Below are 25,708 nucleotides of genomic sequence, written 5' to 3'. Positions count from 1 at the left end.
GCCCGGCGCGCCGAGCCGGGTCCCGGAGCGGCGCGGTGAAGGGCCCCAGACCGGTGCCTTGAATCGGTATCCATCGGAGTGCCTGCGGTAATACTGTCTAGGAGTGCCCGATTCACCAGGGCCAGAGTTCCCGGACGGCCCAGACTTTCCCGAGTTCTCGGAGGACGAGCTTTCCTCCGTCGTCTTCGACGAGTCCTTCGTGCGCGCGGCCCGCGTGCACGAACCCTCGGCGAACGAGCGTGGCGCGGCGATCGACGCTGCGCCCACCCCCACCGCGGCCGCGCCCGAGCGGACCGACCGGACGGCCGAACAGGCCGACCGCTCCGACTGGTTCGACGACGGGACGTATCCACCCGACGGCGAGGACCCGTGGCGGGCCCGGACCGTACCCGGACACGACACCGCGCCGATGTTGCCGCACGTGCCGGCCTGGTTCGCGGGCGAGCCGTGGGCCAAGGCCGCGCGCACCACACGCTGGCGGCGCGGCGTGGCCTGGGTGCTGGCCCTGCTGATGGGGGTCGGCGTGGTGGCGATGGCGGTCACCGCCGTCTACCGCAGCGGATCCTCGCAGGGACCGAGCGCGCCCCGGCAACCGTCGGTGGGCACCGGTCGCAGCGCGACGACCGACAACAACCCCGTGCCGGCGCTGCCCGGCCAGGACACCTCCCAGGTGCGAATAACCGTCGCGCCGGGGGATTCGGGCGCGGCCGGCGGTACGGCGGCACCGTCCCAGGCGGCGGTGGCACGTTCGGGGCCCGGCTGAGGAGGGGCGAGCCCGCCCGGAACCGGGCACCCCGGTTCCCAAGGCAGGCACGGCCCGCTCGCGACCTCGCCGCCCGCTTCCGCGAGGCACGGCCCGTTCGCGACCTCGCCGCACACCTGCCGCAAACCCCCGCGCCCGGGTGCATATCCACCCGCTCGCGCGCGACTTAAGCTGATGCCATGTCCGGACGGGGAGTACCCCCCGAAGGCCCGAACAGGGGTGGGCCCGACGGCGAGGACGAGTTCAGCGCCGTCGTATTCGACGCGACCTTCGTCCGTGCGGCGGACCTGCACGAGCCCTCCGCGCGGGAGCGGCTGCACGCGGGCAAACGACCGCACCGGCAGCGCCGGGTGCTCGGTGTCCGGCTGCGCACGCTGCGCGGCGTGGCGGGTGTGCTGGTCGTGCTGCTGGTGATCGGCGGCGCGACCTTCCTCGGCGCCCGGCGGGCCACCACCGCCGGATCGCACCTGGAGGTCGGCCCCGCCGTCCTGCAACGGGTCTCGCTGACCCCGCCCGTGGGCTACGCGACCGGCCCGCTGCCCGCCGACCCGATGGCCGGCGGACCGGCCGCCGGCTGGGCCCAGGGCGTCGCCGGGATCGCCATCGGCGAACGCCGCGAAACGGCCCACTACTCCGCCGTCCAGGTGGGCCAAGCCCTCGACCTGGTCCGCGAGTTCGTGGTCGGTACCCAGCTCGACCCGACCGTCCTGGCGGGCGGCCGGCCGTGGGCGGCGCTGCCCCTGCTGCGCCGCGAACAGCGCGACCAACTCGGCGCGGCCCTGGTCGCCCCCCTCGACGATGACGTATCGGCGCCCACCGGCTGGATCACCCGCTTCGACCCGGCGGCGATCCGGGTCCTGGACACGGCCCCCAGGGCGGCCGGCACCATCACGGCCGCCGAGCACGCGCAGCGCGACCTCGTGGTCACCGCCGACGTGGTGCTCGTCTACGCCGTTGCCCAAGTCGGCGGCCCCGGCTGGACCCGCTTCGTGGTGCACCGCGTCTGGGACTTCCACACCGACGCGCCGATGCTGCACGACGGCCTCCTCCAGGTCCGCCGCATCCTGACCGTGGCCGGACCCCAGCCCTGCACCCCGGACAACGCCACCTGGTTCCACCCCACCTTCACCGGCCCCACCCCGGCCGACGCCCCACCCCAGCCCGAACAGATCGACCCCTTCCACCCCACCCCGCCCACCACCTGCACCCGCATGGCAGCGGTGCCGTAGCCGCCGCGCCCGGCGCTCGTCGTACCGGCGCTCAAAACGGTTGTACGCGGCCCGGTTGGATGGGGAGGGGGGCCGGGGCGGCGGCACGTTTTTGGTAGGTGGGGCGGTCGACGACCTCCAGGCCGATCAGCTCCCACGGGGGCAGGTCCGCGCTCCGGCGGTGTTCGCCCCACAGGCGCAGCGCGATCGCCGCGGCGTCGTGGAGGTTGGGAGCCTCCTCCCAGTAGCGCACCTCGGCGTGGTCGGCGGCGTAGCGGCCGGCGAGCAGGAACGGGTGTTCGTGGGCGAGGCGTTCCAGCGCTCGCCGCACGTCCTCGGGGTCGCCCGGTGGGCCGGCCAGGGTCAGCGTGATGTGCCACATCCGGCCCGCGCCGTCGGGTTCGGTCCGCGCCGGCGTCGTCGGCTGTCCCCAGGGGCGGTCCCCACGCTCCGGCACGGCCGGCCTCCCGTCGGCGAGCTGCTGATCTTCGGTGGTCGTCGCTCAGCGGCGCAGCAGCACCAGGTCGTCGCGGTGGACGACCTCGCGCTCGTAGGCCGGACCCAGCTCCCGGGCCAACTCCCGGGTGGATCGCCCGAGCAGGCCCGGCAGTTCCTTCGCATCAAAGTTGACCAGTCCGCGGGCCACGATGTGACCGTTTTCGTCAACCAGGTCCACCGGGTCGCCGGCGACGAAACCGCCCTGGACACCGGTGATTCCGGCCGGCAGCAGCGAGCTGCGCCGCTCCACCACGGCCCGCACGGCGCCGGGATCGAGCGCGAGCCGACCGCGTGCGGTGCTCGCGTGGGCCAGCCACAGGAGCCGGTCGGCGGTGCGAACTCCGGTGCGGTGGAAGAGGGTTCCGGTGTCCTTGCCGGCCAGCGCGTCGGACGCGAAGCGGGTCGCGGTGAGCACCACGGGGATGCCCGCCGAGGTGGCGATGCCCGCCGCCTCGACCTTGGTGACCATCCCGCCCGTGCCGACCCCGGACTTGCCGGCCTTGCCGATCTCGATGCCTTCGAGATCGGCCGGACCGGTCACGAACGGAACCCGCGAGGACGTCGGCTTCGCCGGGTCGCCGTCGTACAGCCCGTCCACATCCGACAGCAGGACCAGCAGATCGGCGTGCACGACGTGCGCGACCAGGGCCGCGAGCCGGTCGTTGTCGCCGAAGCGGATCTCCTCCGTGGCCACCGTGTCGTTCTCGTTGACCACCGGCACCGCGCCCATCGCCAGGAGCTTGTCCAGCGTGTTGTAGGCGTTGCGGTAGTGCGCGCGGCGGGTGACGTCGTCGACGGTGAGCAGCACCTGGCCCACCCGCAGGCCGTAGCGGGCGAACGAGGCGGTATAGCGGGCCACGAGCAGTCCCTGCCCCACGCTCGCGGCGGCCTGCTGGGTGGCGAGGTCGCGTGGTCGGCGCGCCAGGCCCAGCGGCGCGAGGCCGGCGGCGATCGCCCCGGAGGAGACCAGGACGACCTCGATCCCCTCGGCCCGCTTGGCCGCTATCACGTCCACCAGGACGTCGACCCGATCCGGGTCCAGGCCACCCTGCGCGGTCGTCAACGAGGACGAACCGACCTTGACCACGATGCGGCGCGCGGAGGTCACGTCCTCGCGCGCCGCGTCGGCCCCACTGTGCACTTCAGGCCCCGCTTTCCGGTCGGGAAATTCGAGAAGGTCACCCGGACCGCGCGCCGGCGGACATCCACCGGACCGCGCTGTCGGGGGAAAGGCATCGGACTACGGCGTGCGTCAGGAGTCGTCCGAGAACGGGTCGAACTCCTCGTACTGCGTCTCGATCGCCTCACGCTCACGGCGCCGATCCACCGCCGGGCGGTGCGTCTGCAGGCGGTGGTCCTCACCGCGTCGGCCCAACATCTCGGCGCCGGCCGCGACGGTCGGCTCCCAGTCGAAGACCACACCGGTGACGTCGTCGCCGATGACCACCTCGGCGCCGGGGACCGCCCCCGCCGACCACAGGGCCTCCTCGACCCCGAGCCGGGCGAGCCGGTCGGCCAGGTAGCCCACCGCCTCGTCGTTGCTGAAGTCGGTCTGGCGCACCCAGCGTTCGGGCTTGGCGCCGCGCACGATGAACGCCTCGTCGCGCCGGGTGACGGTGAAGCCGCTGTCGTCGACCGCGGTCGGGCGCAGCACGATGCGGGTGGCCTCCGGCGCGGGCGCCGCGTCGCGGGCGCTCTGCACCTGGGCGGCCATCGCGAAGGACAACTCGCGCAGCCCCGCGCGGCTGACCGCGGAGACCGGGAACACCTGGAGCCCGCGCGCCTCCAACTCGGCCTTGACCAGGTCGGCCAAGTCGCTGCCGTCGGGCACGTCGACCTTGTTCAACGCGACCATCCGGGGCCGGTCCTCCAGGCCGCCGTAGGCGGCGAGTTCGGCCTCGATGGTGTCCAGGTCGGTGATCGGGTCGCGGCCGGGCTCCAGCGTCGCGCAGTCGAGGACGTGGACCAGCGCTTTGCAGCGCTCCACGTGCCGCAGGAATTCCAGGCCCAGGCCCTTGCCCTCGCTCGCGCCGGGGATCAGGCCGGGTACGTCGGCGACGGTGTAGACGACGTCGCCGGCGGTGACCACGCCCAGGTTCGGTACCAGGGTGGTGAACGGGTAGTCGGCGATCTTCGGCCGCGCGGCGCTGAGCGTGGCGATCAGCGACGACTTGCCGGCACTGGGGAAGCCCACGAGCGCGACGTCGGCGACGGTCTTCAGCTCCAGGACGAAGTCGCCGGCCTCGCCGGGTTCGCCGAGCAGCGCGAAGCCGGGAGCCTTGCGGCGCGGCGAGGCGAGCGCGGCGTTGCCGAGACCGCCGCGACCGCCCTGGGCGATCACGTAGCTGGCGCCGTTGCCGACCAGGTCCTCGACGAATTCCTCGTCGCCGTTGGGGAGCAGCCGCTTGACCACGGTGCCGTCCGGCACGGGCAGGATCACGTCGCTGCCGTTGGGGCCGGTGCGGTTGGCGCCGGCGCCGGGCTTGCCGTTGGTGGCCTTGCGGTGCGGGTGGTGGTGGTATTCGAGCAGCGTGGTGGTGTTGGCGTCGACGACCAGCGTGACATCGCCGCCGCGACCGCCGTTGCCCCCGTCGGGGCCGCCGAGCGGCTTGAACTTCTCGCGGTGCACGGAGGCCACGCCGTGGCCCCCGTTACCCGCCGCGACGTGCAGCACGACGCGGTCGACGAAGGTCGTCACGTGGATTCCTCCTCGGCTCCCGAGCGGGGAGCGAACACTGTGGACAAACACCCGAGGGCGGACCGAATAGGGTCCGCCCTCGGGTGTCGAAGCGAATGCCGCGGCGTGATTATTCCGCCGGGACGATGTTCACGACGCGGCGACCGCGCGCCGTGCCGAACTGCACGGCGCCGGCCGACAGCGCGAACAGCGTGTCGTCGCCACCGCGACCGACGTTGGTGCCGGGGTGGAAGTGGGTGCCGCGCTGGCGGACGATGATCTCGCCGGCGTTGACGACCTGGCCGCCGAAGCGCTTGACGCCGAGGCGCTGCGCGTTCGAGTCACGGCCGTTCCGGGTGGAGGATGCACCCTTCTTGTGTGCCATGTCGCTGCTCCCTACTTCCCGGAGTTGATGCCGGTGATCTTCAGCTGGGTGTGCTGCTGGCGGTGACCCATGCGCTTGCGGTAACCGGTCTTGTTCTTGTACTTCAGAATGTCGATCTTCTTGCCCTTGGTGTGGTCGACGACCTCGGCCGTCACCTTCACACCCGCGAGGACCCACGGGTCACTCGTCACGGCTTCACCGTCTACGACGAGAATGGCCTGGAGCTCAACTGCCGTGCCCGCCGCACCGCGAATGCGGTCGACCTGGACGACGTCACCGATGGCAACCTTGTGCTGCCTGCCACCGGCGCGAACGATCGCGTACACCGTGGATCTCTCTCTCTGCAGGGTCCGAGCCCCTGAAGCCAGCCACACCGAACAGAAATCGGGGGCCTCCTCCGAAGCTTGCGATCCGGAGGGTGGTTGCTCAGGAGCCTGTGCCTAAGCACACCAAGGGCAAAGGTTACAGGATGCCCGGGGCCGAAGGCCAAACGGGTCCGCCCCGGGGATACCACCCCGGAGCGGACCCGGTACGGCTCAGCTTCCGCTCGCCGCCGATACCGGCTCGGCGCCGTCCGCGGCACCCTCCGGCGGGCCGGCGGGCCGGGTCGCCCGCCGCGACGTCTTGCGCGGCTTGGCGGCGGCCTTGGCCGGCTTGGCGGGCTCGGCCTCGGCCGGAGCCTCGGTCGCGACCTCGGCGGGGGCCGCGGTCTTCGCGGCCCGCTTGGTCGCCTTCCGCGCCCTGGCGGGCGCCGCCGGTGCGGCCTCGGGCGCCGCCTCGGGTGCGACCTCGGGCACGGCCGACTCCGTCGCCTCCGCCTCGGCGGCGGCCTTCTTGGCCGACTTCCGGGGCGTCTTAGCGGCGGTCTTCTTCGCCGCCGTGGTCTTGGCCGCGGTCTTCTTGGCGGCCGTCTTCTTGGCGGCGGCCTTGCGCACCCGCTTGGCCGGCGCGGGGGCCTCCCCGGCTTCCTCGGCCTCGTCGGCCTGTTCGGCCGCCGTGACCGGTTCGGCCGGTACGTCCGTGCCCTCGATCACCGCGGGCTCGGCCTCGGGGGCCTCCGCCGGCGGAGTCTCGACGACCTCGACCGGCGCCGCCGGCTCCGGCACGATCTCCGCCTCGACGGCCTCGGCGGCCTCGGCCGGCTCCGCGGCGTCGACGACCTCGACGTCCTCGAACGCCTCGGCGATCGCGGGCACCTCGACGACCTCGACGACCTCGTCGAACTCCGGCACGTCCCGCTCGACCGACTCGTCCGTCTCGACGATCTCGGTGATCGGCCCGCTGCCGTTGCGGTCGGCGTGGCCCTTGTTGCGCTTGCGCCGCCCACCGCCACTCGCCGCGCCGTTGCCGCCGTGGGTGTGTCCGCCGTTGCCGTGGCCCTTGGTCTCCGGCGCGTCCATGTGCACGATCACGCCGCGCCCGTTGCACCGCTCGCAGTTCTCCGAGAAGGCTTCGAGCAGACCCTGGCCGACCCGCTTGCGGGTCATCTGGACCAGGCCGAGCGAGGTCACCTCGGCGACCTGGTGCTTGGTCCGGTCCCGGCCCAGGCACTCCATCAGCCGGCGCAGGACCAGATCGCGGTTGGCCTCCAGGACCATGTCGATGAAGTCGACGACGATGATCCCGCCGAGGTCGCGCAGCCGGAGCTGGCGGACGATCTCCTCGGCCGCCTCCAGGTTGTTGCGGGTGACGGTCTCCTCGAGGTTGCCGCCCTGACCGGTGAACTTCCCGGTGTTGACGTCGACCACGACCATCGCCTCGGTGCGGTCGATCACCAGCGAGCCGCCGCTGGGCAGCCAGACCTTGCGGTCCAGCGCCTTCATCAGCTGCTCGTCGATGCGGTACGTCGCGAAGACGTCCACCTCGCTGGTCCACCGCGACAGGCGCGGGGCCAGGTCGGGGGCCACGTGGCCGACGTACTCGTGGATGACGCCCCACGCCTCGTCGCCCGAGACGATCAGCTTGGAGAAGTCCTCGTTGAAGATGTCGCGGATGACCCGGACCGTCATGTCCGGCTCGCCGTACAGCAGCGAGGGCGAACTGGTCGTGATCATCTTGGACTTCTTCTTGATGTCCTCCCACTGGGCCTGGAGCCGCGTCACGTCGCGGGTCAGGTCCTCCTCGGTCGCGCCCTCGGCGGCGGTGCGCACGATGACGCCCGCGTTCTCCGGCACGATCTTCTTGAGGATGCTCTTCAGCCGGGCCCGCTCGGTGTCCGGGAGCTTGCGGCTGATCCCGGTCATGGTGCCCTCGGGCACGTACACCAGGTAGCGACCGGGCAGCGAGACCTGGCTGGTCAGCCGGGCGCCCTTGTGGCCGATCGGGTCCTTGGTGACCTGGACCAGGACCGACTGGCCGGGCTTGAGCACGGCCTCGATCCGGCGCGGACCGCTGAAGCCCGCCGCCTCGAAGTTGACCTCACCCGCGTACAGCACCGCGTTGCGGCCCTTGCCGATGTCGACGAACGCGGCCTCCATCGACGGCAGCACGTTCTGGACCTTGCCCAGGTAGACGTTGCCGACGTAGGCGGACTGGGTGTCCTGGCTGCGGCTCACGTAGTGCTCGACGAGCACGTCGTCCTCGAGCACGCCGATCTGGGTGCGGTCGCCGTTCTGGCGCACGACCATGACCCGCTCGACCGCCTCGCGGCGGGCCAGGAACTCCGACTCGGTGATGATCGGCACCCGACGGCGGCCCTGCTCGCGCCCCTCGCGGCGGCGCTGCTTCTTGGCCTCCAGACGGGTCGAGCCCTTGACGCCCTGCACCTCGTCGGTGGGGCTGTCGGCGAGCACGTCGCGCTTGCGCGGCTCGCGGACCTTGACCACGGTGCGCTCGGGATCGTCCTGCGGCTCGGCGGCGGGCTCGTCGGCGGCCCCGTCGCGACGACGGCGCCGCCGGCGACGGCGGCTGCTGGTGGTCGCGCCGGCGTCGCCCGGGTCGTCGGGGTCGGCGTCCTCGTCGGGGCCGTCGCCGACACCCTCGATGCGGTGCTCGTCGTCCTCGTCGGAGCCGTGGTCCTCGGCGCCGTCGTCACCGCGACCGCGACGGCGTCGGCCACCGCGCCGGCGGCGACGGGTCGGGCGGTCGCCGTCGGTCTCGTCCTCGTGCGTCTCGTGCGCCTCGGCGCCCTCGGGCTCCTCGACCCGCTCGACCGGCTCGGCCGTGGCGACCGCGCGGCCCGGGTGCCGCTCCTGCTCGTCCTGGTAGCGCGAGTCCTGCGGCTCGGCCTCGGCCGCGCCGTGCACCTCGTCCACCGGCAGCGCCCGGCGTCGGCGACGCCGGCTGCGCGGCTCCTCCGGCGTGGTATCCGGCTCGGCCGGGGCGGTGTCCTCGGCCGGCGCGGCGACCGGTTCGGCGGCCCGCTGCGGCGCCGCGAAGACCGCCGCCTGCGGGGCCTGGAACAGCGGCTGGAAGACCGGCGGCGGCGTCTTGCGCCGGGACGACGGGGCCACCGGCTCGGCGGCCGCCTCGGGCTCGGCCTCGACCACCGGCGCGACCTCGGCGACGGGCGTCGCCTCGGCCTCCTCGACGGCCGGCACCGCACGCTTGCGGGTACGCCGGGTCCGTCGCGGCGCCTCCTCGGCCTCGGCCTGCGGGGCCTCGGCCTGCGCGGGCTGCGCGGTCTCCGCGACAGGCTCGGGCGCGACCTCCTCCGGGGCAGCCTCGGGCGCGACGGCGGCCCGCTTGCGGGTACGCCGGACCCGACGCGGCGCCTCCTCCTCGGCCGGCGCCGCGGCCTCGGCGGCGACCTCCGCCGGCGCGACCTCGACCGCTTCCGTCGGCGCGGCCGCGATCGCGGCCGTGTCGGTCACCGGCGCGGTCACCCGCTTGCGGGTACGCCGCGTCCGTCGCGGCGCCTCGGGCTCCGGCTCCGGCTCCGGTTCCGGCGCGGCGTCGGCCGGTGCGGTCTCGTCGACCTCCGGCTCCTCCTCGTCGGCCTCGCCGGCGGGCGCGGGCGCCTCGGGCGTCACGGCAGCCGGAACCGGCGCGGCCTCGGGTGAGGGCACGCTCGGCGGTCCGGCCGGACGGCTGGCGGCGCGCCGACGGCGGCGGGGTGCCGGCGTCGTGGCCGTGTCGTCCTTCGTACTGCTGTCGTTGTCGGTACCGGGGTTTACCACCCCGGAAGTACCTGATGTCTCAGGCGTGTCGTTGGGCTCGGTGTCGAGCATGCGGGTCTGTCTCCCGTCACGCTTCCGGGCGCTCCAACGCAGGGCGCCGCGCGGAAGCTTCTCTCTCACTCGCCGGTCCCGGCCTTGCGGCCGTGATCCGGGCGATAAGTCTGTCGGAAATTCAAGCCTTGGGCCTCGTGTACCCGGTCGTCACCGTTTCGAGGCTTCGACGACGGGTTCTGCACCGCCCTGCGGGCCGGTTCGGAGTTCCTCGTCCCCCTGCGAGGTGTGCTCCACCGCCGATGTCGCGCGGTCGGGCGCGAGCGGGTCGGTCACCGAAACGGTCGCGGCGTCGAGCGGCCCCTGCGCCAGGCGGGTGACCGCGGCGGCGGTGGGCGTCACAAGTTCGGCGACCGTGCGAAGACCGGACAGAACGTCGTCGGGTCGAACGGCGGGTGTGGTGTGCCGGACAACCAGTCGCAGTATCGCACAGGGTGCGGCACTACCCGCATCGACACCCTGGTGACCTGCGTCGTTCGCGTCGGGGGTGGTGACGGTCAGCGCGATCACCGCCTCCCGGGCGTCGAATGTGCGCATTCCGTTCTTGCTCATCCGCTGGACCTCGACGGTCTCGGCGGCCAGGAACGCGGTGACCGCGCGCTCGGCCTCCTCGCGAGCGACCCCGTCCAGGGCCAGCTCCCAGACCGACGCCTCCAGGCGCTCGGGGAGGTTGCCGCCCTGTGCCTCGACGATCTCGACGATGTCGAGACCGCTCGGCAGCGACGCGTCCAGCAGATCCCGCAGACGGGCGGGGTCACAGTGTGTGGCCACGCCGATCTCGAGATATTCGGCCTCGCTGGCGACGCCGGTGGGCGCCGCTCCCGCGTAGGACACCTTGGGGTGGGGGGTGAAACCGGCGGAGTAGGCCATCGGCACTTCCGCCCGACGCAGGGCCCGCTCGAACGCGCGCTGGAAATCCCGGTGGCTGGTGAACCGGAGGCGGCCGCGCTTGGTGTACCGGAGGCGCAGTCGCTGGACCGTCGGCGCGGGCGGCGGTCCCTCGGGCGTACGTCGTGCCAGTTTCGCTCAGTCCTTGACTCGAGATGGATGGGCAGAAGTCGGTCCAAGCCTACGGCCATGGGACGGGTCGGGTCAGCGCCCCCCGATTCCGAGGGCTCGGAGCACCTCTGACGTGGCCCTGCCGATCGGCCGGAGAATGGCCCGACCGACCCAGCGGCACGGCGCCACGACCAGAACCCGCCATACGGCGCGGATGGCCCTGCCGATCGGCGTGAGCACGTTGCGCCAGGCCCAGGCCACCGGCAGCACCACCAGATGCCGCCACACCACCGCGATGCCGCGACCGATCGGAACCAGCACCGCGCGCCACAACCAGGACAGCGGCCGGACGATCAGGAAGTTGAGCACCGCCGTGGAGACGTCCCACGCGAACCGCAGGGCGAGCAGCGTCGCGCGGCCGATCGGCCGCAGTACGTGCCGCCACAACCAGGCGCCGGGTACGAGCAGGAGGTAGCGGAACAGGAAGGCGAGGGGTCGGTGGATCAGCCGGGTGAACACCCATGCGAGGGCGTTGGCGAGCGGGACGAGGATGTAGCGGCCGACGAAGCTCAGCACCGGATACAGGAACCAGTCCCACAGCAGCTTCTTCAGCCCCCGCAGGATCGGACGCAGGAACCAGTCCCAGAACAGGAACTTGATCCCCCTGCCGATCAGCCGCACCAACTCCCACAGCAGGCGCAGCGGGACCACGATGATGAGCGCGATGATCCGGGCGGGCCAGCGAACCACCGTGAACAGGCAGCCCTCGCCCGGCTCGGGGCCGGTGCGCGGCGGGTACGCGTGGTCCGCGTGTTGTTGCCAGGCCGGTGGCTCCGGTCGGCCCGCCGGCGGATTCTCGCGGGACGGCTGCCACGGCACCCGATCCGGTTGCTCCCCGTTTGCAGTCACCCGGGAAGATTAGTGGTCCCGCCTCCGGCGGGGAGGCGGGACCGGCATTGCTGCTTTATATGACTATCCGACTACTTGACCGTGCTGCCTGTCGGTGTGGCCTGTGTGGCGCCGGCGCCTATATATAGGGAGAGCGAGCTGCCTCATGCGGGCCAATCCCTCGGCCCCGAGCCCGGCCAGGCCCCGCCCTCGGGTCACTCCGCCTTCTTCCCTCCGGACGACGGCGGCGTGTGATCGTCGGGCGGCGTGCCGCCGTCCGGCGTCGCCCCCGGCTCGTCGCGGCGGCCGGTGAACCGGTCCCGGAGCTTGCCGCCCGCGTCCACCGCGCCGTCGGCGAGGTCGCGCAGCAGGCCGAACAGCGGGTCCGTGGTGGTGCGTACGGACTCGCGGTAGGCGTTCGCCGAGGCCTTGACCTCCTCGCGCACCGACGCGTTCGGGTCGTACTCGCGACGCGGATACTCACCGGCCAGAATCCGCCGATAGTCGTCCCCGTCCGCCCACTTGCGCAGTTCGGCGACCCGGACCACCGGGAACGGGTGGGAACGCCCGAGCAGGTTCATCAACTTGAGCACGCTGTCGCGCAGGTCGCCGGCGCCCTCGTACTCGGCGGCCTGCTCCAGGAATGCGTCGGTGCTCATCTCGTGCAGCTGCGAGCCGCCCGCGACCTTCATCAGCGCGCGCATCGACACCTCGGGGTCCTGGCCGACCAGCAGGCCCGCCCGGTCGCAGGACAGCTCCGACTTGCGGAACCACTCCTGCAACGCGGTGATGATCGCGTGCACGCCGATCGTGCCCAGCGGGATCCCGGACAGCGCGGCGGCGAACCGGGTCAGGATCAGCAACATCGTGCGGTATACCGCGTGTCCGGACAGGATGTGCCCGACCTCGTGCCCGATGACCGTGCGCATCTCGTCGTCGTCGAGCAGTTCGACCAGGCCCGAGGTGACCACGATGAACGGCTTGTCCATGCCGATCGCCATGGCGTTCGGCTGCGGGTCCTGGGTGACGAACAGCTCCGGCACGGTGGGCAGATCCAGGATGTACGCCGACTCGCGGGCCATCTCGTGCAGGCGGTGGAACTGCTGCTCGCCCGCCCGGACCGAACCCGCCAGGAAGGCGAGTCGGATCGCCCGCTCGGACACCAGACCCGACATCTGTTTGAGCACGAGATCGAAACCGCTCAGCCGGCGCATCGCCACCAGCGCGGCGCGATCGGAGGGGTGTTCGTAGGCCCGGGAGGAGATCCCGGGGAATCGTCGGCGTCCCTCGAACGGTCCGATCGTCTTGTCGTCCGGCATGCTGCGCCCCCTAGCCTCGAGCAATCCGCCCCCCACCCTAGGCACATCCGACGCCCGAGGCCGAGGGTCGTCCCCGGAACCTGGCCGCGCGCCTCACCCTCCGCGCCCGTACGATGTCGTCCGCACACGTCGGCAAAAACTACGCAAGGGCTGACCACGGATGACCCAGCACGCCACGACCGTCCTCACCACGCTGGCCAACGAGAGCGGCAAGCACGAGAACCTGAACGCGCTGGGTGCCGGCATCGGCGCGCTGGCCACGCTGCTCATCCTGCTGTTCGTCGTGACGCGCTTCAACAAGGACCGCTGAGCCCTCGGTCCGAACCCGGACGGCCGCGTCCGGTTCGTCGAACCTCCCTGTCCGCGCCGGGTGCCCTGTTGCCGCCCGGCGCTTCGTCATGCGCGTTAAGGTGACGCCAGGTCAGGGGAGGCCGGGGAGGGCTCGATGCGCACATTCGCCATGGGCGAGAAGACGAGGCTGGACGATTCCGCCATCAGGGTGGAGTTCGACGTGTCGGGCGAGGGCCTGGCCGCGTACTGCTTCAGCCTCGGGACGGCGGATCTGGACGTGGTCTGCGCCGCCCGGCCCGCGTCGCTGACGAGCGCGGTCGCGCTCGTGGCCGGCGGGACCGGGATCGCCGAGTTCCATGTGGACCTGTCCGCCGTGGACGACGCGGTGGACCGGCTGGTGTTCGCGATCGGCGCGCAGGCGCCGGGGTTCGGCGCGGGGTCGCAGCTGCGCCTGCTCGGCGCCGACGACGAGATCGGCCGATTCGTGCTGCCGGTGGGCGAGTTGACCCGGGAGCGCGCGCTGATCCTGGCCGAGGTCTACCGGCGGGACGGGTGGCGGTTCGGCGCGGTGGGGCAGGGCTACGAGGCGGGCCTGGACCAGTTGGTGCGGGACCTGGGCGCGGAGCCCGACCAGGCACTGTTCACGGCCGCGGTGATGGCGGACCCGGTGGTACCGGACACGGCGGCGCACGCCGAGCCGGCGCCGGAAGCGGCCGAGGGGTCCGAGGCCGAGCCCGAGCCCGCGGCCGACGCGCCGGAACCCGCCCGGGCGTCCGAGACGAAGTCCAAGGCCGAATCCGTGATCGACCCCGAGCCGGCACCGGAGTCCGACGCCGAGCCCATGCCGGAGCCCGAGATCGGTTCCGACGCCGAACCCGCGCCGGCCGCCTCGGCCGACGTCGTGGCCGAACCGCCCCTCCCAGCCAAGCAGTTGCCGGAACCGGAAGCCGCGCCCGCGCTCGACCCCGCCGACACCGGCCCCCTCTCGCCCCGCCCCGCGCCCGCCGTCGAGTACGAGGGCCGCGGCGACCGGGTCCTCTCCATCGAGCGCCCCGTCGACGCCGGCCCCTTCCTGGTCGAGCTGGAGTCCCGGGGCACCGAGAACTTCGTGGTCTGGACGCTGGACGCCGACCTGGAGACGGACAAGCTCCTGGCCAACACGATCGGCGCGCACCGGAGCCGGGCCCTGGTGGACGAGCGCGGCACCCGTACCTCGCGCCTGAAGATCGAGGCCGACGGTGCGTGGACCGTGCGACTGCTTATCCCCGAGGCCGCCCGGCTGCTCACCGACCGGCTGGAGGGCACCGGCCCCGAGACGGTGCGCTGGGCCGGCCCGCGCACGGTGGTCGCGATGACGCACGCCGGCGGCAGCAACTTCATCGTCGGCACCTTCACCGAACACGGCGACGACGAGGCGTATCTCGGCACCCTGGCCAACGTGATCGGCGACTACGAGGGCGAGTCGATCCTGCCCAAGGGCCCCTGCCTGATCGAGATGGAAGCCGACGGCGCCTGGACCCTGACCACGATCCCCGACTGACCCTGCGGCGGCCCCGCCCACCCACGCCCCCCGACACGCCACCATTCGAGGGAGTTGTCGGGGTGAGCGTCGGTTCCTTGATCTGCTGATCAGGTGAACCACATGCCTCGTCGTCACGGGCTCCTGGCCGTCGCGCTCGCGTTGGTCGCCTCCGTCGTCGTCGGGTGCGGGGGCGGCGGTTCGGGGCCGCCCGAGCTGAACTGGTACGTGCCGCCGGACAACGGGGCCTATCAAAAGCTCGCCGACCGGTGCAGCCGGGCGTCCGGCGGCGCCTATCGGGTCAAGGTCTCGGTGTTGCCCACCGACGCGTCCGGACAGCGTGAGCAACTGGTGCGCCGGCTCGCCGCCAAGGACTCCTCGATCGACGTGATGGCGCTCGACCCCGTCTTCGTACCGGAGTTCGCCGAGGCGCGCTTCCTGCGCCCGTTCACGGCGGCCGAGGCCGCGACGCTGACCGACGGCATGCTGAGCAGCGCGGTGGAGTCCGCGGGGTGGCGGGGCCGACTGGTCGCCGCGCCGTTCCGGGCCAACACCCAACTCCTCTGGTATCGCAAGTCGGTGGCCGCCGAGGCCGGACTCGACCTCACCCGGCCGATCGGCTGGGACGACCTGATCACCGCCGCGGAGAAGACGCACAAGACCGTCGCGGTGCCCGCCAAGCGCTACGAGGGCCTGACCGTGTGGGTCAACGGCCTGGTCACCGGCGCCGGCGGGGCGATCGTGCGGGACGTGGAGAAGGGCGTCGACCTGAAGCCCACACTGCGCGAGGGCGGCGCGGGCAAGCGGGCCGCCGAGGTGATGCGCCGCCTCGGCCGCTCCTCCGCCGCGCCGGCCAACCTGGCCACCTCGATCGAGGACGACACCCGGACCGTGTTCCAGTCCGGCTCCGGCGGCTTCATGATCAACTGGACGTACGCCCGCGGCGCCGCGGCCGAGGCGGTCGCCGGCGGCCAACTCTCGCGCGAGGTGCTGGACGACTACGGCTGGGCGCGCTACCCGCAGACCGACCCGGACAAGCCGTCCAAGCCGCCGTTCGGCGGGATCTCACTGGGCGTCAGCCGCTACGGCAAACACGCTGCCGAGGCGGTGAGCGCGGTGCGCTGCGCGGGCACCCTGGAGAACCAGATCACCTACATGCTGGAGTCGAAGGAGACCACGGCCAAGGCCGCCGCCTACGACGATCCGGGCGTACGCGCGGCGTTGCCGATGGCGGATCTGATCAAGGAGTCCCTCGACCAGGCCGGCCCGCGTCCGCGAACGCCCTACTACAACGACGTCTCCGCGTCGGTGCAGCGCGAGTACCACCCGCCCGCCGACGTCGACCCGAACTCCGCCCCCCGCGCCACCGACGACCTCATCACCGGGGTCCTGCACGACAAGGTGCTGCTGTGAGCACGGCATCCGCGACCCGCACCGCGCCTCGGCACAGGAAGCCCCGGAAGCAGCTCGACCACGCGCAGCGCATGCGCCGCACCGGATGGCTGCTGTCCGCGCCCGCCGTGCTGATCATGCTCGCGGTCGCGATCGCGCCGCTGGTCGACGCCGTGTGGCTCTCGCTCTTCCACAAGCGGCTGACCACGCCCGACGCCAACTCGTTCGCGGGTCTGTCGAACTACTGGGTGGTGCTCAAGGACCCGCTGTGGTGGACCGACGTGTGGACCACCCTCGCGCTGACCGTGCTCACCGTCTCGGTCGAGTTCGTGATCGGCTTCGGGCTCGCCCAACTGATGCAGCGCGCGCTGTACCTGCGCCGCACGCTGCGCACCATCGTGCTGATCCCGTACGGCATCGTCACGGTCGTCTCCGCCTACGCCTGGCGCTACGCGTTCGACCCGTCCACCGGGTTCGTCAACGACTGGCTGGGCACCGACGTCGCCTGGTTCGACCACCGCTGGACCGCGCTGTTCGTGATCGCCCTCTCGGAGATCTGGAAGACCACGCCGTTCATGTCGCTGCTGCTGCTCGGTGGGCTGATCCAGGTCTCCCCGGACGTGCACGAGGCCGCGCGCGTGGACGGCGCGGGGCCGTGGCAGCGGCTCACCCGGGTCACCCTGCCGATCATGAAGCAGGCGATCCTGGTCGCGCTGCTGTTCCGGACCATGGACGCGTTCCGCATCTTCGACTCGGTCTTCGTGATGACCGGCGGCGCCAACGACACCGAGACGGTGTCCTTCCTGGCCTACCGCCAACTGGTCAGCCGCACGGCCCTGGGTCTGGGTTCGGCGATCTCGGTACTGCTGTTCGCCTGTGTGCTGCTGATCGCGTTCCTGTTCATCAAGCTCTTCCGTACCGACGTGAGCAAGCTCGGGAGCCCCGCGTGAGTCAGCCAAGCCCGGCCCGCGAGGGTGTACGCACCCTGGTCAGCGTCGTGGTGATCGGGATCACCATGCTCCCGCTGGCCTGGATGCTCTCGCTGTCCTTCAAGGGCGGCGACGACATCAACAACGCGCAGTTCCTGCCCAAGACCTGGAGCCTGGACAACTACCGCACGGTCTTTCGCAACAACCTCTTCACCGACGCGCTGCGCAACTCGATCGGCATCTCGCTGATCGCCACCACGATCGCGGTCGCCTGCGCCACCGGCACCGCGTACGCGATCGTGCGGATGGAGTTCCCCGGCAAGCGGCTGATCCTGCTCGGCGCGCTGGCGATCGCGATGTTCCCGACCATCGCGGTGGTCGGCCCGCTGTTCGACATGTGGCGCTCGATCGGCCTGTTCGACACCTGGATCGGGCTGATCCTGCCCTACCTGTCGTTCACCATGCCGCTGTCGATCTGGACGCTGACCTCGTTCTTCAAGCAGATCCCGTGGGCCCTGGAGGACGCCGCGCGGATCGACGGCGCCTCCGCGTGGCAGGCGTTTCGCTACGTGATCGCGCCGATGGCGGTGCCGGCCGTGGTGACCACCGCGATCCTGGTGTTCTTCTTCGCCTGGAACGACTTCGTCTTCTCGGTGTCGCTGACCTCGACCAACAAATCCCGTACCGTGCCCGCCGCGCTGGCCTTCTTCACCGGTGCCTCGCAGTTCCAGCAGCCCACCGCCGCGATCGCGGCAGCCTCCGTCGTGGTGAGCATTCCGGTGATCGTCCTGGTGCTCGTCTTCCAGAAGCGGATCGTCGCGGGGATCACCTCGGGGGCGGTCAAGGAGTAGGGGCGCGCGCTCGGGGAGCGCGGAACGATAGATTCTCGCGCCATGAGCGAGCGGAACAGACGTGTCGGTGTCATGGGCGGCACCTTCGATCCCATCCACCACGGGCACCTCGTCGCCGCGAGCGAGGTGGCGGGCCAGTTCGGGCTCGACGAGGTCGTGTTCGTGCCGACCGGTCGACCGTGGCAGAAGTCCGCGCAGGACGTGTCCTCGCCCGAGGACCGGTACCTGATGACGGTGATCGCCACCGCGTCCAACCCGAGGTTCTCGGTGAGCCGGGTGGACATCGACCGCGCGGGCGAGACGTACACCCTCGACACCCTGCGCGACCTGCGCGAGTCCTCGCCCGAGGGCACCGAAATATTCTTCATCACCGGCGCCGACGCGCTGTCCCAGATCTTCTCCTGGCACAACGCGCACGAGATGTTCGAGCTCGCGCATTTCGTGGGTTGCACCCGTCCGGGGCACACTCTGTCCGACCCGGGTTTCCCGGACGGCGGCGTGAGCCTGGTGGAGGTCCCCGCACTGGCCATCTCGTCGACCGACATCCGTACAAGGGTGGCCGGGGGCGATCCGGTCTGGTACCTGGTACCGGACGGGGTCGTTCAATACATCAGCAAGCGGGGGCTGTACCGGGGAGCTTCGTGAGCAACGACGACCGGCGCGATTGGGAGCCTTACGGCACCGAGCGAGGGGACGGCGGGCAGGCGCGGGAACCGTACGGCCCGGGGCGGGGCGACGGCGGACACCCGGGATACCCCGCACAACCGCCGGCCGGATCGGGCCCGGAGGGCCTCGAACCGGTGAACTTCGCGCCGCAGCAATACTCGTACGACCCGAACGCCGGTTACGACCCGAACGCGGCCTATGACCCGAACACCGGTTACGGCGCGGGTGGTTACGACCCGAACGCGTACGGGTCCGGGGCCTACCCGGCGGCGAACCCCGGTCAGGACCCGAACGGGTACGGCCAGGGCGCGGGGACGTACGACCAGAGCGGCGGCTACGGCACGGGCTACGACCCGAACGCCGGCGCCTACGCGCCCGGTGCGTACGCCCCCGGCACCTACGACTCCACCGGCTACCCCTCCGGCGGCTACGACACCAACGCGTACGACCCGAACGCCGGTTACGACCCGAACGCGTACAACCCCGACGCCTATGATCCGGCGGCCCCTTCGGGCCAGGCGTATCCGCAGCAGGGCAACCCGGGCGGATACCCGGACGGGCAGCAGGGCGGCCCCGAACCGCAGCAGCCCACCGCGTACTACGAGCAGCCCCCCGCGCCGCCCGCGCCGCCCGCGCCGCCCGTGGTGCCCGTGGTGCCCGTGGTGCCCGCGAGCCTGCCCGGGTCGGCCGCGTCGGTGCCGGTGGCCGGTACGGACCCGACCTCGATCGGGGTCGCGGCCGGATCGACACCGGTGCGGCCGTCGCGCTCGCGGTCCACGGGGGCCAAGGGCGACTCGGCCCCGCCCGCCGCCCGCTCGTCCACCACCAGGGCCGAGGCCGGCTCGACCGGAGACGGCCGGGTGCCGCCGCCGAGGACCCGTCGCCCGGGTCCGGGGCGGCCGGGGCGACCCGGCTACGGCTCGGACGAGTTCGCCTTCGTCGACGACGAGAGCGAGCAGGCCGAGGACGTCATCGACTGGCTCTCCTTCGCCGAGACGCGCTCCGAGCGCCGGGACGAGAAGCGCCGGGCGATCCGGACCCGGCTGATCGCCCTCGTCGTGGTGATCGCGGTGGCGCTGCTCGGTGTCGGCGGCTGGTTCGCCTGGGACACCTGGCTGCGGGACGACAAGAAGGTCGCCGCGCCGGGCAAGAACGGCGGCGTGCTGGTGCAACTGCGCGGCAAGGACGGCCGTGCCTCGGCCAACGCGCTGCTCACCGTCGACCCGGCGAAGAACACCGCGTCCATGGTCAGCGTGTCCTCGGTCACCATCGTCAACTCCGACAACAGCTCCTTCCCGCTCGGCCAGCTGATGGCCGACGAGGGCCCCGGCGCGTCCCGGGACGCGCTGTCCGACCTGCTCGGGGTCAAGCTGGACGGCTCCTGGGTGGTCTCCGAACCGGTCCTGCAGGGCCTGGTCGACCTCGCGGGCGGCATCCAGCTCAACGCCGACGTCGAGGTCAAGGGCCAGGACGGCAAGGTCCTGGTCGGACAGGGCCGCAACCCGGCGAACGGGGTCGCGGCGCTGGCCTTCGCCACGTACAAGCAGCCGGGCGAGTCGCCGACGGTGACCGGCGACCGGTTCGGCCGGGTCCTCCAAGGCCTGCTGGCCGCGTTCCCGACCCAGCCCGACGCGGTCCTGACGCTGCTCGCCAACATGGCGAACCTGCCGGACCCCTCGCTGCCGGACGACAAGCTCAGCACCCTCCTGGCGAACCTGGCCAAGGCGACCCAGGCGAAGCTGTTGCAGGTCCGGGCGCTGCCGGTGTCGCCGGAGGGAATCCTGGACATCAACGCCGCCGTCCCGATCGTGCGCGAGCTGCTGGGCGGCACCGTACGCCAGGGCCGGGTCGAGGCGGGTCCGGCGCGCGTGATGGTCGAGGACGCGAGCGGCAAGAACGGCGCCCAGGAGGACGCGCACGCCAAGCTGCTGAACGCGGGTGTCACGTACGTCCCCGGCGGCGCGTCGGGCAAGCGCGCACAGCCGACGTCGGTCGTGCAGTACTCCAACGACGCCCGCAAGGTCGACGCGGAACAGGCCGCGCTGACCCTGCACCTGCCGCCGACCTCGGTGAAGAAGGCGACGGGGGAGATGCTGGCGGACGTGGTGGTCACGCTCGGCCAGGACTACACGTTCGAAGCGCCCAAGTCGTAGCGGCGGCGTTCCCCGGCCCGCCGGTCCCGTGTGGACCGGCGGGCCGGTCGGCTCCGGCCGGGCCGGCGGGGAAATAACGAGTCGCCGTCGCACGCCCCGCGTGTGAGACCCTGAACGGTAATCCCCTTGTCGTCCGCAGGAAGCGAATCGTGACCGCAACCCCCCACGCCCTGGAGCTCGCCACCGCGGCTGCCGTGGCATGTGCAGAGAAGCTCGCCACCGACGTCGTCGCCTATGACGTGAGCGAGGTGGTCACGATCACCGACGTGTTCGTGCTCGCCTCCGCGTCCAACGACCGCCAGGTCAAGGCGATCATGGACGAGGTCGAGGAAGCGTTGCGCGGGCTCGGCGCCAAGCCGGTCCGCCGTGAGGGCGAGCGCGAAGGGCGCTGGATCCTCCTCGACTACATCGACATCGTGGTGCACGTCCAGCACGCCGAGGAGCGGGCCTACTACTCGCTCGAGAAGTTGTGGAAGGACTGCCCGCGGATCGAGCTGCCGGAAGCGGTGCTGCGCGGCAACGAGCAGGCCAGGGCCGCCGAGGCGGCGGGGGCGGCGGAGGGCGCGCTCTGAGCGGCACCGGCCGCCGGGTCCTGCTGTGGCGGCACGGCCAGACCACGTGGAACGTCGAGCGGCGTTTCCAGGGCCAGACCGACATCCCGCTGACCGACGAGGGCCTGGCCCAGGCCCGGCGCTCGGCCCGACTGCTGGCGGCGCTGCGCCCGGACGCGATCGTGTCCTCCGACCTGACCCGCACCGTGGACACCGCGGCGGAGCTGGCCCGGCTGGTCGACGTGCCGGTCACCCTGGACCCCGCACTGCGTGAGACCTACGCGGGCGAGTGGCAGGGGCTGACGAATCGCGAGATCGAGGCGACCTTCCCCGAGCAGTTCGCCGCCTGGCGACGCGGCGAACCGGTCCGGCGCGGCGGCGGCGAGCTGGAGAGCGAGGTCGCCGAGCGCATGGCCGAGGCGATCGGCCTCGCGGTCGAGAAGCTGCCCGAGGACGGCACGCTCGTGGTCGTCTCGCACGGCGGCGCGATCCGCTGCGGACTCGGCGCGCTGCTGGGCCTGCCCCGGGAGACCTGGGGTGCGCTGGGCGCGCTGTCCAACTGCTGCTGGTCGGTGCTCGGCCCGGGAGCCCGGGGATGGCGCCTGCTGGAGCACAACGCGGGGACGCTGCCGGAACCGGTCATCGGGGACGACGTCTGACGGTCGCGACACGAGACATGTGACGGTCTCGGAGCCGGGTTCGCACCCGGCTCCGAGACCGTTTTCGCTTCATCCCCGCTTCATCTCCCGCTTTGTCCCCCCGTCGCCTCGCCTAGTTCCTCACCCGGCGGCCTCGCCCCCCTGTTTGCGGTACAGGTCCTCCAGGTCGGCGAGCATGCCGTCGGCGAGATCGCGCTCGGCCTGCCAGTAGCGCTCGCTCCACTTGAGCACCAGGGCCGGGAACGGCCAGCGGTCCTGCGCGGTGTCCTCGCTCGCGCGCACCTCGACCAGCGTGCTCGCCGCGTAGTCGCGGTGCTCGACCAGGGTCTTGCGCAGTTCCTCCGGCTCGCTGAGGTGACCGAGCCAGACCCGCAGCGCGACCCCGTGCTTGAGCACGGGCGGTCCCGCCGGGGTCTCGCGCGCCCACGTGGCCAGCGCCTCCTGACCGGAATCGGTGATGCGGTACAGCCGCTTGTTGCGCAGCTCGTCCTGCGAGGCGATCCGCGAGACGGCGAAGCCGAGCTGCTCCAGGCGCTTGAGCTCGCTGTAGATCTGGCTGAGCGCCGGACTCCAGTAGAAGAAGCGCAGGGACGCGTCGGCCCACTTCTTGAGGTCGTAGCCGGAGCGCTCGCCCGGGAACGACAAGAGGCCGAGCACGGCCCACGCGGTTGCGGGCAGCTTCGGGAGCGGATCCCCCGTCATCGTGGCCTCCATCGGTACGCGGCGACTTTTTCTGATTCTACGTCAGTTGGCTATTGACCTGACTGGTCGTCATACATCTAATTGAAGTATTCCACGCCTCGCGCACCAGGAGTACGGCATGCAGTTCTCGATGATCTTCGAAGCCCAGATGGCCAACCCCACGGCGGAACACGAGCGTGAGGTCATCCTCGACTCCGTGGAGCAGGCCGTATACGCCGAGCGCATGGGCTTCGACCGCATCTGGGCCGTGGAGCACCACTCGACGAAGTGGTACTCGCACATGAGCGCCCCGGAGATCTTCCTGACCTGGGTGGCCGCGCGCACCAGCCGGATCCGGATCGCCCACGGCGCGGTCTGCATGCCGTTCAACTTCAACCACCCGGCCCGGGTCGCCGAGCGCATCGGCATGCTGGACACGCTCTCCGGCGGCCGGCTCGACGTCGGCGCGGCCCGTGGGGGCACGCTCCAGGAGTCCTCGCTGTGTGGCGTGGACATCGAGCAGACCAAGGCCCAGGTCGAGGAGGCGCTGCGGATCATCGGCGCCGCGTGGCAGCGGGACGAGCTGGTGTGGCACGGCGACGTGCTGGACATCGAGGGCTCGCACCCGATCCTGCCGCGCCCGGTGCAGACCCCGCACCCACCGCTGTTCCTGGCCTGCAGCAAGCAGCCGAGCCTGGTCGAGGCGGCGGAGTACGGCGTCGGCGCGCTGGTGCTCGGCTTCGCCGGTCCGGAGGAGGTGGCCAACCTCAACCAGATCTACCGGGACGCGATCAAGGAGCGCACCGGCGAGCGGTTCGTGTCCTCGGTGACCAACGACCACCTCGTCGCGCTGTGCCCGACGATCGTCTCCGAGGACGGCGCCCGGGCCCGCCAGGTGGGCGCGCGCGGTCAGCGCTTCTTCGCCCAGTCGATCGCGCACTGGTTCTCCGGCGGCAGGTCCGGCATCCCCGACGAGGCCGTGGTCGAGGGCCGGGACGAGGTGGCGGTCATCCACGAGGCCGCCGAACAGCAGGTCGCGATGCTGCACGAGGCGAAGATCCCGGTCACGGTGAACGCCACCGCCACCTACAACGTGAACCACGCGTACGGCACGGCGGAGGACGCGATCGGCTACGTCCAGAAGCTGATCGACGCGGGGGCCGACGAGATCATGTGCCTGATCCAGATGGGCACGGTTCCGCAGGCGGACTGCATGGAGACGATCCGGATCTGGGGGGAGCAGGTCATCCCGCACTTCCGTGCGAAGTACGGGGCCTGAGCGATCGAGACTTCGTTCGGAACGCGGCGCGTGGGCGCCGGTGTTCCGAACGAGACCGACCGGCCGGATCCGGTGCGGAGGACCGGATCCGGCCGACCCCGGGCCGAGGGCCCCACGACTGGGAGGTATCCACCATGAGCGATTCGATCGATCTGACCGGCAAGGTGGCGATCGTCACCGGTGCGGCGCGGGGTCAGGGTGAGGCCGAGGCGCGGTTGTTCGCCCGGTGCGGGGCCCGCGTCGTGCTGACCGATCTGCTGGAGGACGAGGGCGCCCGGGTCGCCGAGGAGATCGGCCCCGAGGCCCGATTCGTGCGGCACGACGTGTCGAACGCGGCGGACTGGGCGGCGGTCGTGGAGCTGGCCGTGCGGGAGTTCGGCGGGGTTGACGTGCTGGTCAACAACGCCGGGATCATGTGGACCAAGCCGATCCTGGAGGAGACGCCGGAGGGCCTGGATCGGATCCTGAAGGTCAACCTGTTCGGCACCTTCCACGGGATCCGGGCGGTGGCGCCGCTGATGCGGGCGAACGGCGGCGGGTCGATCGTGAACATCTCCTCGCTCGCCGGCCTCCAGGGCATCCCGGGACACGCGGCCTACGGCTCCTCCAAGTGGGCCGTCCGCGGCCTGACCAAGACCGCCGCCCTGGAGCTGGGCGAGTACGGGATCCGGGTCAACTCCGTGCACCCGGGCGCCGTGGATACGCCGATGATCGGCAACCGTTTCACGCGCGGGCCGGGCAATTTCCCCACCGTGCCGCTGCGTCGGGTGGGCGAGCCGGAGGACATCGGCGAACTGGTGGTGTTCCTGGCCTCCGACGCGTCCTCGTGGATCACCGGCACCGAGTTCGTGATCGACGGCGGTTCGATGGCGGGCATCGTGCCGCCGGTGCAGGGGTAGCGGCGGCAGCGGGGGCCGGCCGGCAACCGTTCGGTCGGATTTCGATTTGCTTAGTTGTACTATGCAAATGCGAGCCGAGAAGTCGGCAGGCACGGATCGAAGGAACGCATCATGGCTGAACTCCAGGGCCCCAATCTCACCGACAGGGTCGTCATCGTCACCGGCGGAGCCCGCGGCCTCGGCGCCGCGGCGGCGAAGCAGATCGTCGACGGCGGCGGCCGGGTGGTGCTCACCGATCTGCTCGACGAAGGGGCCGAGACGGCCGCCGCACTCGGCGCGCATGCCCGCTTCCACCGGCACGACGTGACGAGCGAGGAGCAGTGGAAGGCCGTCGTCGACTTCACCGTGGCCGAGTTCGGCCGGGTGGACGGGCTGGTCAACAACGCCGGCGTGTCCACCGGCGCGATGTTCGACACCGAGACGCTCGAACACTTCGAGTTCGTGATCAAGGTCAATCTGACCGGCGTCTGGCTGGGCATGCAGGCGGTGATCCCGCACCTGAAGGCGAACGGCGGCGGGTCGATCGTCAACATCTCCTCCGCGGCGGGCCTGATGGGGCTCGCGATGACCGGCTCCTACGGCGCGTCCAAGTGGGCCGTGCGCGGCATGAGCAAGGTCGCCGCAGTGGAGTTGGGCCCGGCGCGGATCCGGGTCAACTCGGTGCACCCCGGCATGATCTACACCCCGATGACGTCCTCGGTGGGCATCCGGGAGGGCGAGGGCAACTACCCGAATACCCCCATGAGTCGGGTCGGCGAGCCGAGCGAGATCGGCGCGGCCGTCGCGTTCCTGCTCTCCGACGCGGCGTCGTATGTGACGGGTGCGGAGTTGGCGGTGGACGGCGGGTGGACCACCGGGCCGACGGTCAAGTACGTGATGGGCCAGTGAGGCGGGTGATCGCGCCGCGTCCGGTGACGGGCCGGGCGGGTCCG

The 25,708-nt window shown here is 71.7% G+C and carries 24 protein-coding genes; 14 read left to right on the top strand and 10 right to left on the bottom strand.

Features of this window, described 5'->3' with window-relative positions; all coding sequences use genetic code 11:
* The first annotated feature begins 103 nt into the window (after positions 1–103).
* Positions 104–763 carry a hypothetical protein gene (locus ACH4XV_RS14075; protein WP_395789466.1) on the top strand — a complete coding sequence of 220 codons (660 nt, stop codon included), beginning with the start codon at positions 104–106 and terminating at the stop codon, positions 761–763.
* Between the two features lie 179 nt (positions 764–942).
* Complete coding sequence (locus ACH4XV_RS14070) at positions 943–1,992, top strand: hypothetical protein (RefSeq protein WP_395789464.1); 1,050 nt, start codon at positions 943–945, stop codon at positions 1,990–1,992.
* A gap of 31 nt (positions 1,993–2,023) precedes the next feature.
* On the opposite strand, the gene ACH4XV_RS14065 is transcribed toward ACH4XV_RS14070, so the two are convergent.
* The 9 genes from ACH4XV_RS14065 to ACH4XV_RS14025 all read right to left on the bottom strand — a co-directional run bounded on the left by ACH4XV_RS14065 (position 2,024) and on the right by ACH4XV_RS14025 (position 12,906).
* Positions 2,024–2,428, bottom strand: coding sequence for a hypothetical protein (locus tag ACH4XV_RS14065; protein WP_380002956.1), 405 nt, complete (start codon positions 2,426–2,428; stop codon positions 2,024–2,026).
* 45 nt (positions 2,429–2,473) lie between these two features.
* On the bottom strand, positions 2,474–3,577 hold the full coding sequence (gene proB, locus ACH4XV_RS14060) for a glutamate 5-kinase (RefSeq protein ID WP_380029226.1): 1,104 nt from the start codon (positions 3,575–3,577) through the stop codon (positions 2,474–2,476).
* Between the two features lie 144 nt (positions 3,578–3,721).
* The gene (gene obgE, locus ACH4XV_RS14055; RefSeq protein ID WP_395789462.1) at positions 3,722–5,167 is read right to left on the bottom strand and encodes a GTPase ObgE; all 1,446 of its coding nucleotides are present in this window, start codon (positions 5,165–5,167) and stop codon (positions 3,722–3,724) included.
* A gap of 109 nt (positions 5,168–5,276) precedes the next feature.
* Positions 5,277–5,531, bottom strand: coding sequence for a 50S ribosomal protein L27 (rpmA, locus tag ACH4XV_RS14050; protein ID WP_020550744.1), 255 nt, complete (start codon positions 5,529–5,531; stop codon positions 5,277–5,279).
* Positions 5,532–5,542: 11 nt separating this feature from the next.
* Complete coding sequence (rplU, locus tag ACH4XV_RS14045) at positions 5,543–5,857, bottom strand: 50S ribosomal protein L21 (RefSeq protein ID WP_078977259.1); 315 nt, start codon at positions 5,855–5,857, stop codon at positions 5,543–5,545.
* Between the two features lie 210 nt (positions 5,858–6,067).
* Positions 6,068–9,538, bottom strand: coding sequence for an Rne/Rng family ribonuclease (locus tag ACH4XV_RS14040; RefSeq protein WP_395789460.1), 3,471 nt, complete (start codon positions 9,536–9,538; stop codon positions 6,068–6,070).
* A gap of 312 nt (positions 9,539–9,850) precedes the next feature.
* Complete coding sequence (locus ACH4XV_RS14035) at positions 9,851–10,720, bottom strand: TIGR03936 family radical SAM-associated protein (protein ID WP_395789992.1); 870 nt, start codon at positions 10,718–10,720, stop codon at positions 9,851–9,853.
* 72 nt (positions 10,721–10,792) lie between these two features.
* Positions 10,793–11,608: a hypothetical protein gene (locus ACH4XV_RS14030; protein WP_395789458.1), complete on the bottom strand. Its 816-nt coding sequence runs from the start codon at positions 11,606–11,608 to the stop codon at positions 10,793–10,795.
* Between the two features lie 194 nt (positions 11,609–11,802).
* A complete protein-coding gene (locus tag ACH4XV_RS14025; protein ID WP_395789456.1) occupies positions 11,803–12,906 on the bottom strand; it encodes a M48 family metallopeptidase in 1,104 nt (367 codons plus the stop codon).
* Between the two features lie 160 nt (positions 12,907–13,066).
* Between ACH4XV_RS14025 and ACH4XV_RS14020 the strand changes: the two genes are divergently transcribed.
* From ACH4XV_RS14020 to ACH4XV_RS13980, 9 genes are all read left to right on the top strand, one after another.
* Positions 13,067–13,216 carry a hypothetical protein gene (locus ACH4XV_RS14020; RefSeq protein ID WP_170222196.1) on the top strand — a complete coding sequence of 50 codons (150 nt, stop codon included), beginning with the start codon at positions 13,067–13,069 and terminating at the stop codon, positions 13,214–13,216.
* A gap of 135 nt (positions 13,217–13,351) precedes the next feature.
* Positions 13,352–14,737, top strand: a complete 1,386-nt coding sequence (locus tag ACH4XV_RS14015) for a TerD family protein (protein WP_395789453.1) — start codon at positions 13,352–13,354, stop codon at positions 14,735–14,737.
* Positions 14,738–14,839: 102 nt separating this feature from the next.
* Positions 14,840–16,129, top strand: coding sequence for an extracellular solute-binding protein (locus ACH4XV_RS14010; RefSeq protein ID WP_395789451.1), 1,290 nt, complete (start codon positions 14,840–14,842; stop codon positions 16,127–16,129).
* Complete coding sequence (locus tag ACH4XV_RS14005; RefSeq protein WP_395789449.1) at positions 16,126–17,058, top strand: carbohydrate ABC transporter permease; 933 nt, start codon at positions 16,126–16,128, stop codon at positions 17,056–17,058. Before ACH4XV_RS14010 ends, ACH4XV_RS14005 begins: the two co-directional genes overlap by 4 nt.
* Positions 17,055–17,888 (top strand): carbohydrate ABC transporter permease, encoded by an 834-nt coding sequence (locus ACH4XV_RS14000; RefSeq protein ID WP_395789447.1) that lies wholly within the window; start codon positions 17,055–17,057, stop codon positions 17,886–17,888. The genes ACH4XV_RS14005 and ACH4XV_RS14000 overlap by 4 nt, the downstream gene beginning before the upstream one ends.
* A gap of 42 nt (positions 17,889–17,930) precedes the next feature.
* Positions 17,931–18,533 (top strand): nicotinate-nucleotide adenylyltransferase, encoded by a 603-nt coding sequence (gene nadD, locus ACH4XV_RS13995; protein ID WP_380002968.1) that lies wholly within the window; start codon positions 17,931–17,933, stop codon positions 18,531–18,533.
* The gene (locus ACH4XV_RS13990) at positions 18,530–20,707 is read left to right on the top strand and encodes a LytR C-terminal domain-containing protein (protein ID WP_395789445.1); all 2,178 of its coding nucleotides are present in this window, start codon (positions 18,530–18,532) and stop codon (positions 20,705–20,707) included. The genes nadD and ACH4XV_RS13990 overlap by 4 nt, the downstream gene beginning before the upstream one ends.
* Positions 20,708–20,856: 149 nt before the next feature.
* Positions 20,857–21,279, top strand: coding sequence for a ribosome silencing factor (gene rsfS / locus ACH4XV_RS13985; RefSeq protein WP_126638526.1), 423 nt, complete (start codon positions 20,857–20,859; stop codon positions 21,277–21,279).
* On the top strand, positions 21,276–21,917 hold the full coding sequence (locus tag ACH4XV_RS13980) for a histidine phosphatase family protein (RefSeq protein WP_380003156.1): 642 nt from the start codon (positions 21,276–21,278) through the stop codon (positions 21,915–21,917). Before rsfS ends, ACH4XV_RS13980 begins: the two co-directional genes overlap by 4 nt.
* A gap of 120 nt (positions 21,918–22,037) precedes the next feature.
* Here the strand turns inward: ACH4XV_RS13980 and ACH4XV_RS13975 are convergent, their stop codons facing one another.
* Complete coding sequence (locus tag ACH4XV_RS13975) at positions 22,038–22,619, bottom strand: PadR family transcriptional regulator (protein WP_380002971.1); 582 nt, start codon at positions 22,617–22,619, stop codon at positions 22,038–22,040.
* 118 nt (positions 22,620–22,737) lie between these two features.
* Here ACH4XV_RS13975 and ACH4XV_RS13970 point away from each other — a divergent pair, with 118 nt between their 5' ends.
* From ACH4XV_RS13970 to ACH4XV_RS13960, 3 genes are all read left to right on the top strand, one after another.
* Entirely contained in the window at positions 22,738–23,877 is a 1,140-nt protein-coding gene (locus ACH4XV_RS13970) for an LLM class flavin-dependent oxidoreductase (RefSeq protein WP_395789443.1), read from the top strand.
* 134 nt (positions 23,878–24,011) lie between these two features.
* A complete protein-coding gene (locus ACH4XV_RS13965; protein ID WP_395789441.1) occupies positions 24,012–24,776 on the top strand; it encodes an SDR family NAD(P)-dependent oxidoreductase in 765 nt (254 codons plus the stop codon).
* Between the two features lie 111 nt (positions 24,777–24,887).
* A complete protein-coding gene (locus ACH4XV_RS13960; RefSeq protein ID WP_395789439.1) occupies positions 24,888–25,664 on the top strand; it encodes a glucose 1-dehydrogenase in 777 nt (258 codons plus the stop codon).
* Positions 25,665–25,708 lie beyond the last annotated feature (44 nt).

The sequence above is a fragment of the Embleya sp. NPDC020630 genome (assembly GCF_044334985.1).
Lineage (GTDB): Bacteria > Actinomycetota > Actinomycetes > Streptomycetales > Streptomycetaceae > Embleya.
This window is presented reverse-complemented; position numbering and strand designations above follow the sequence as displayed.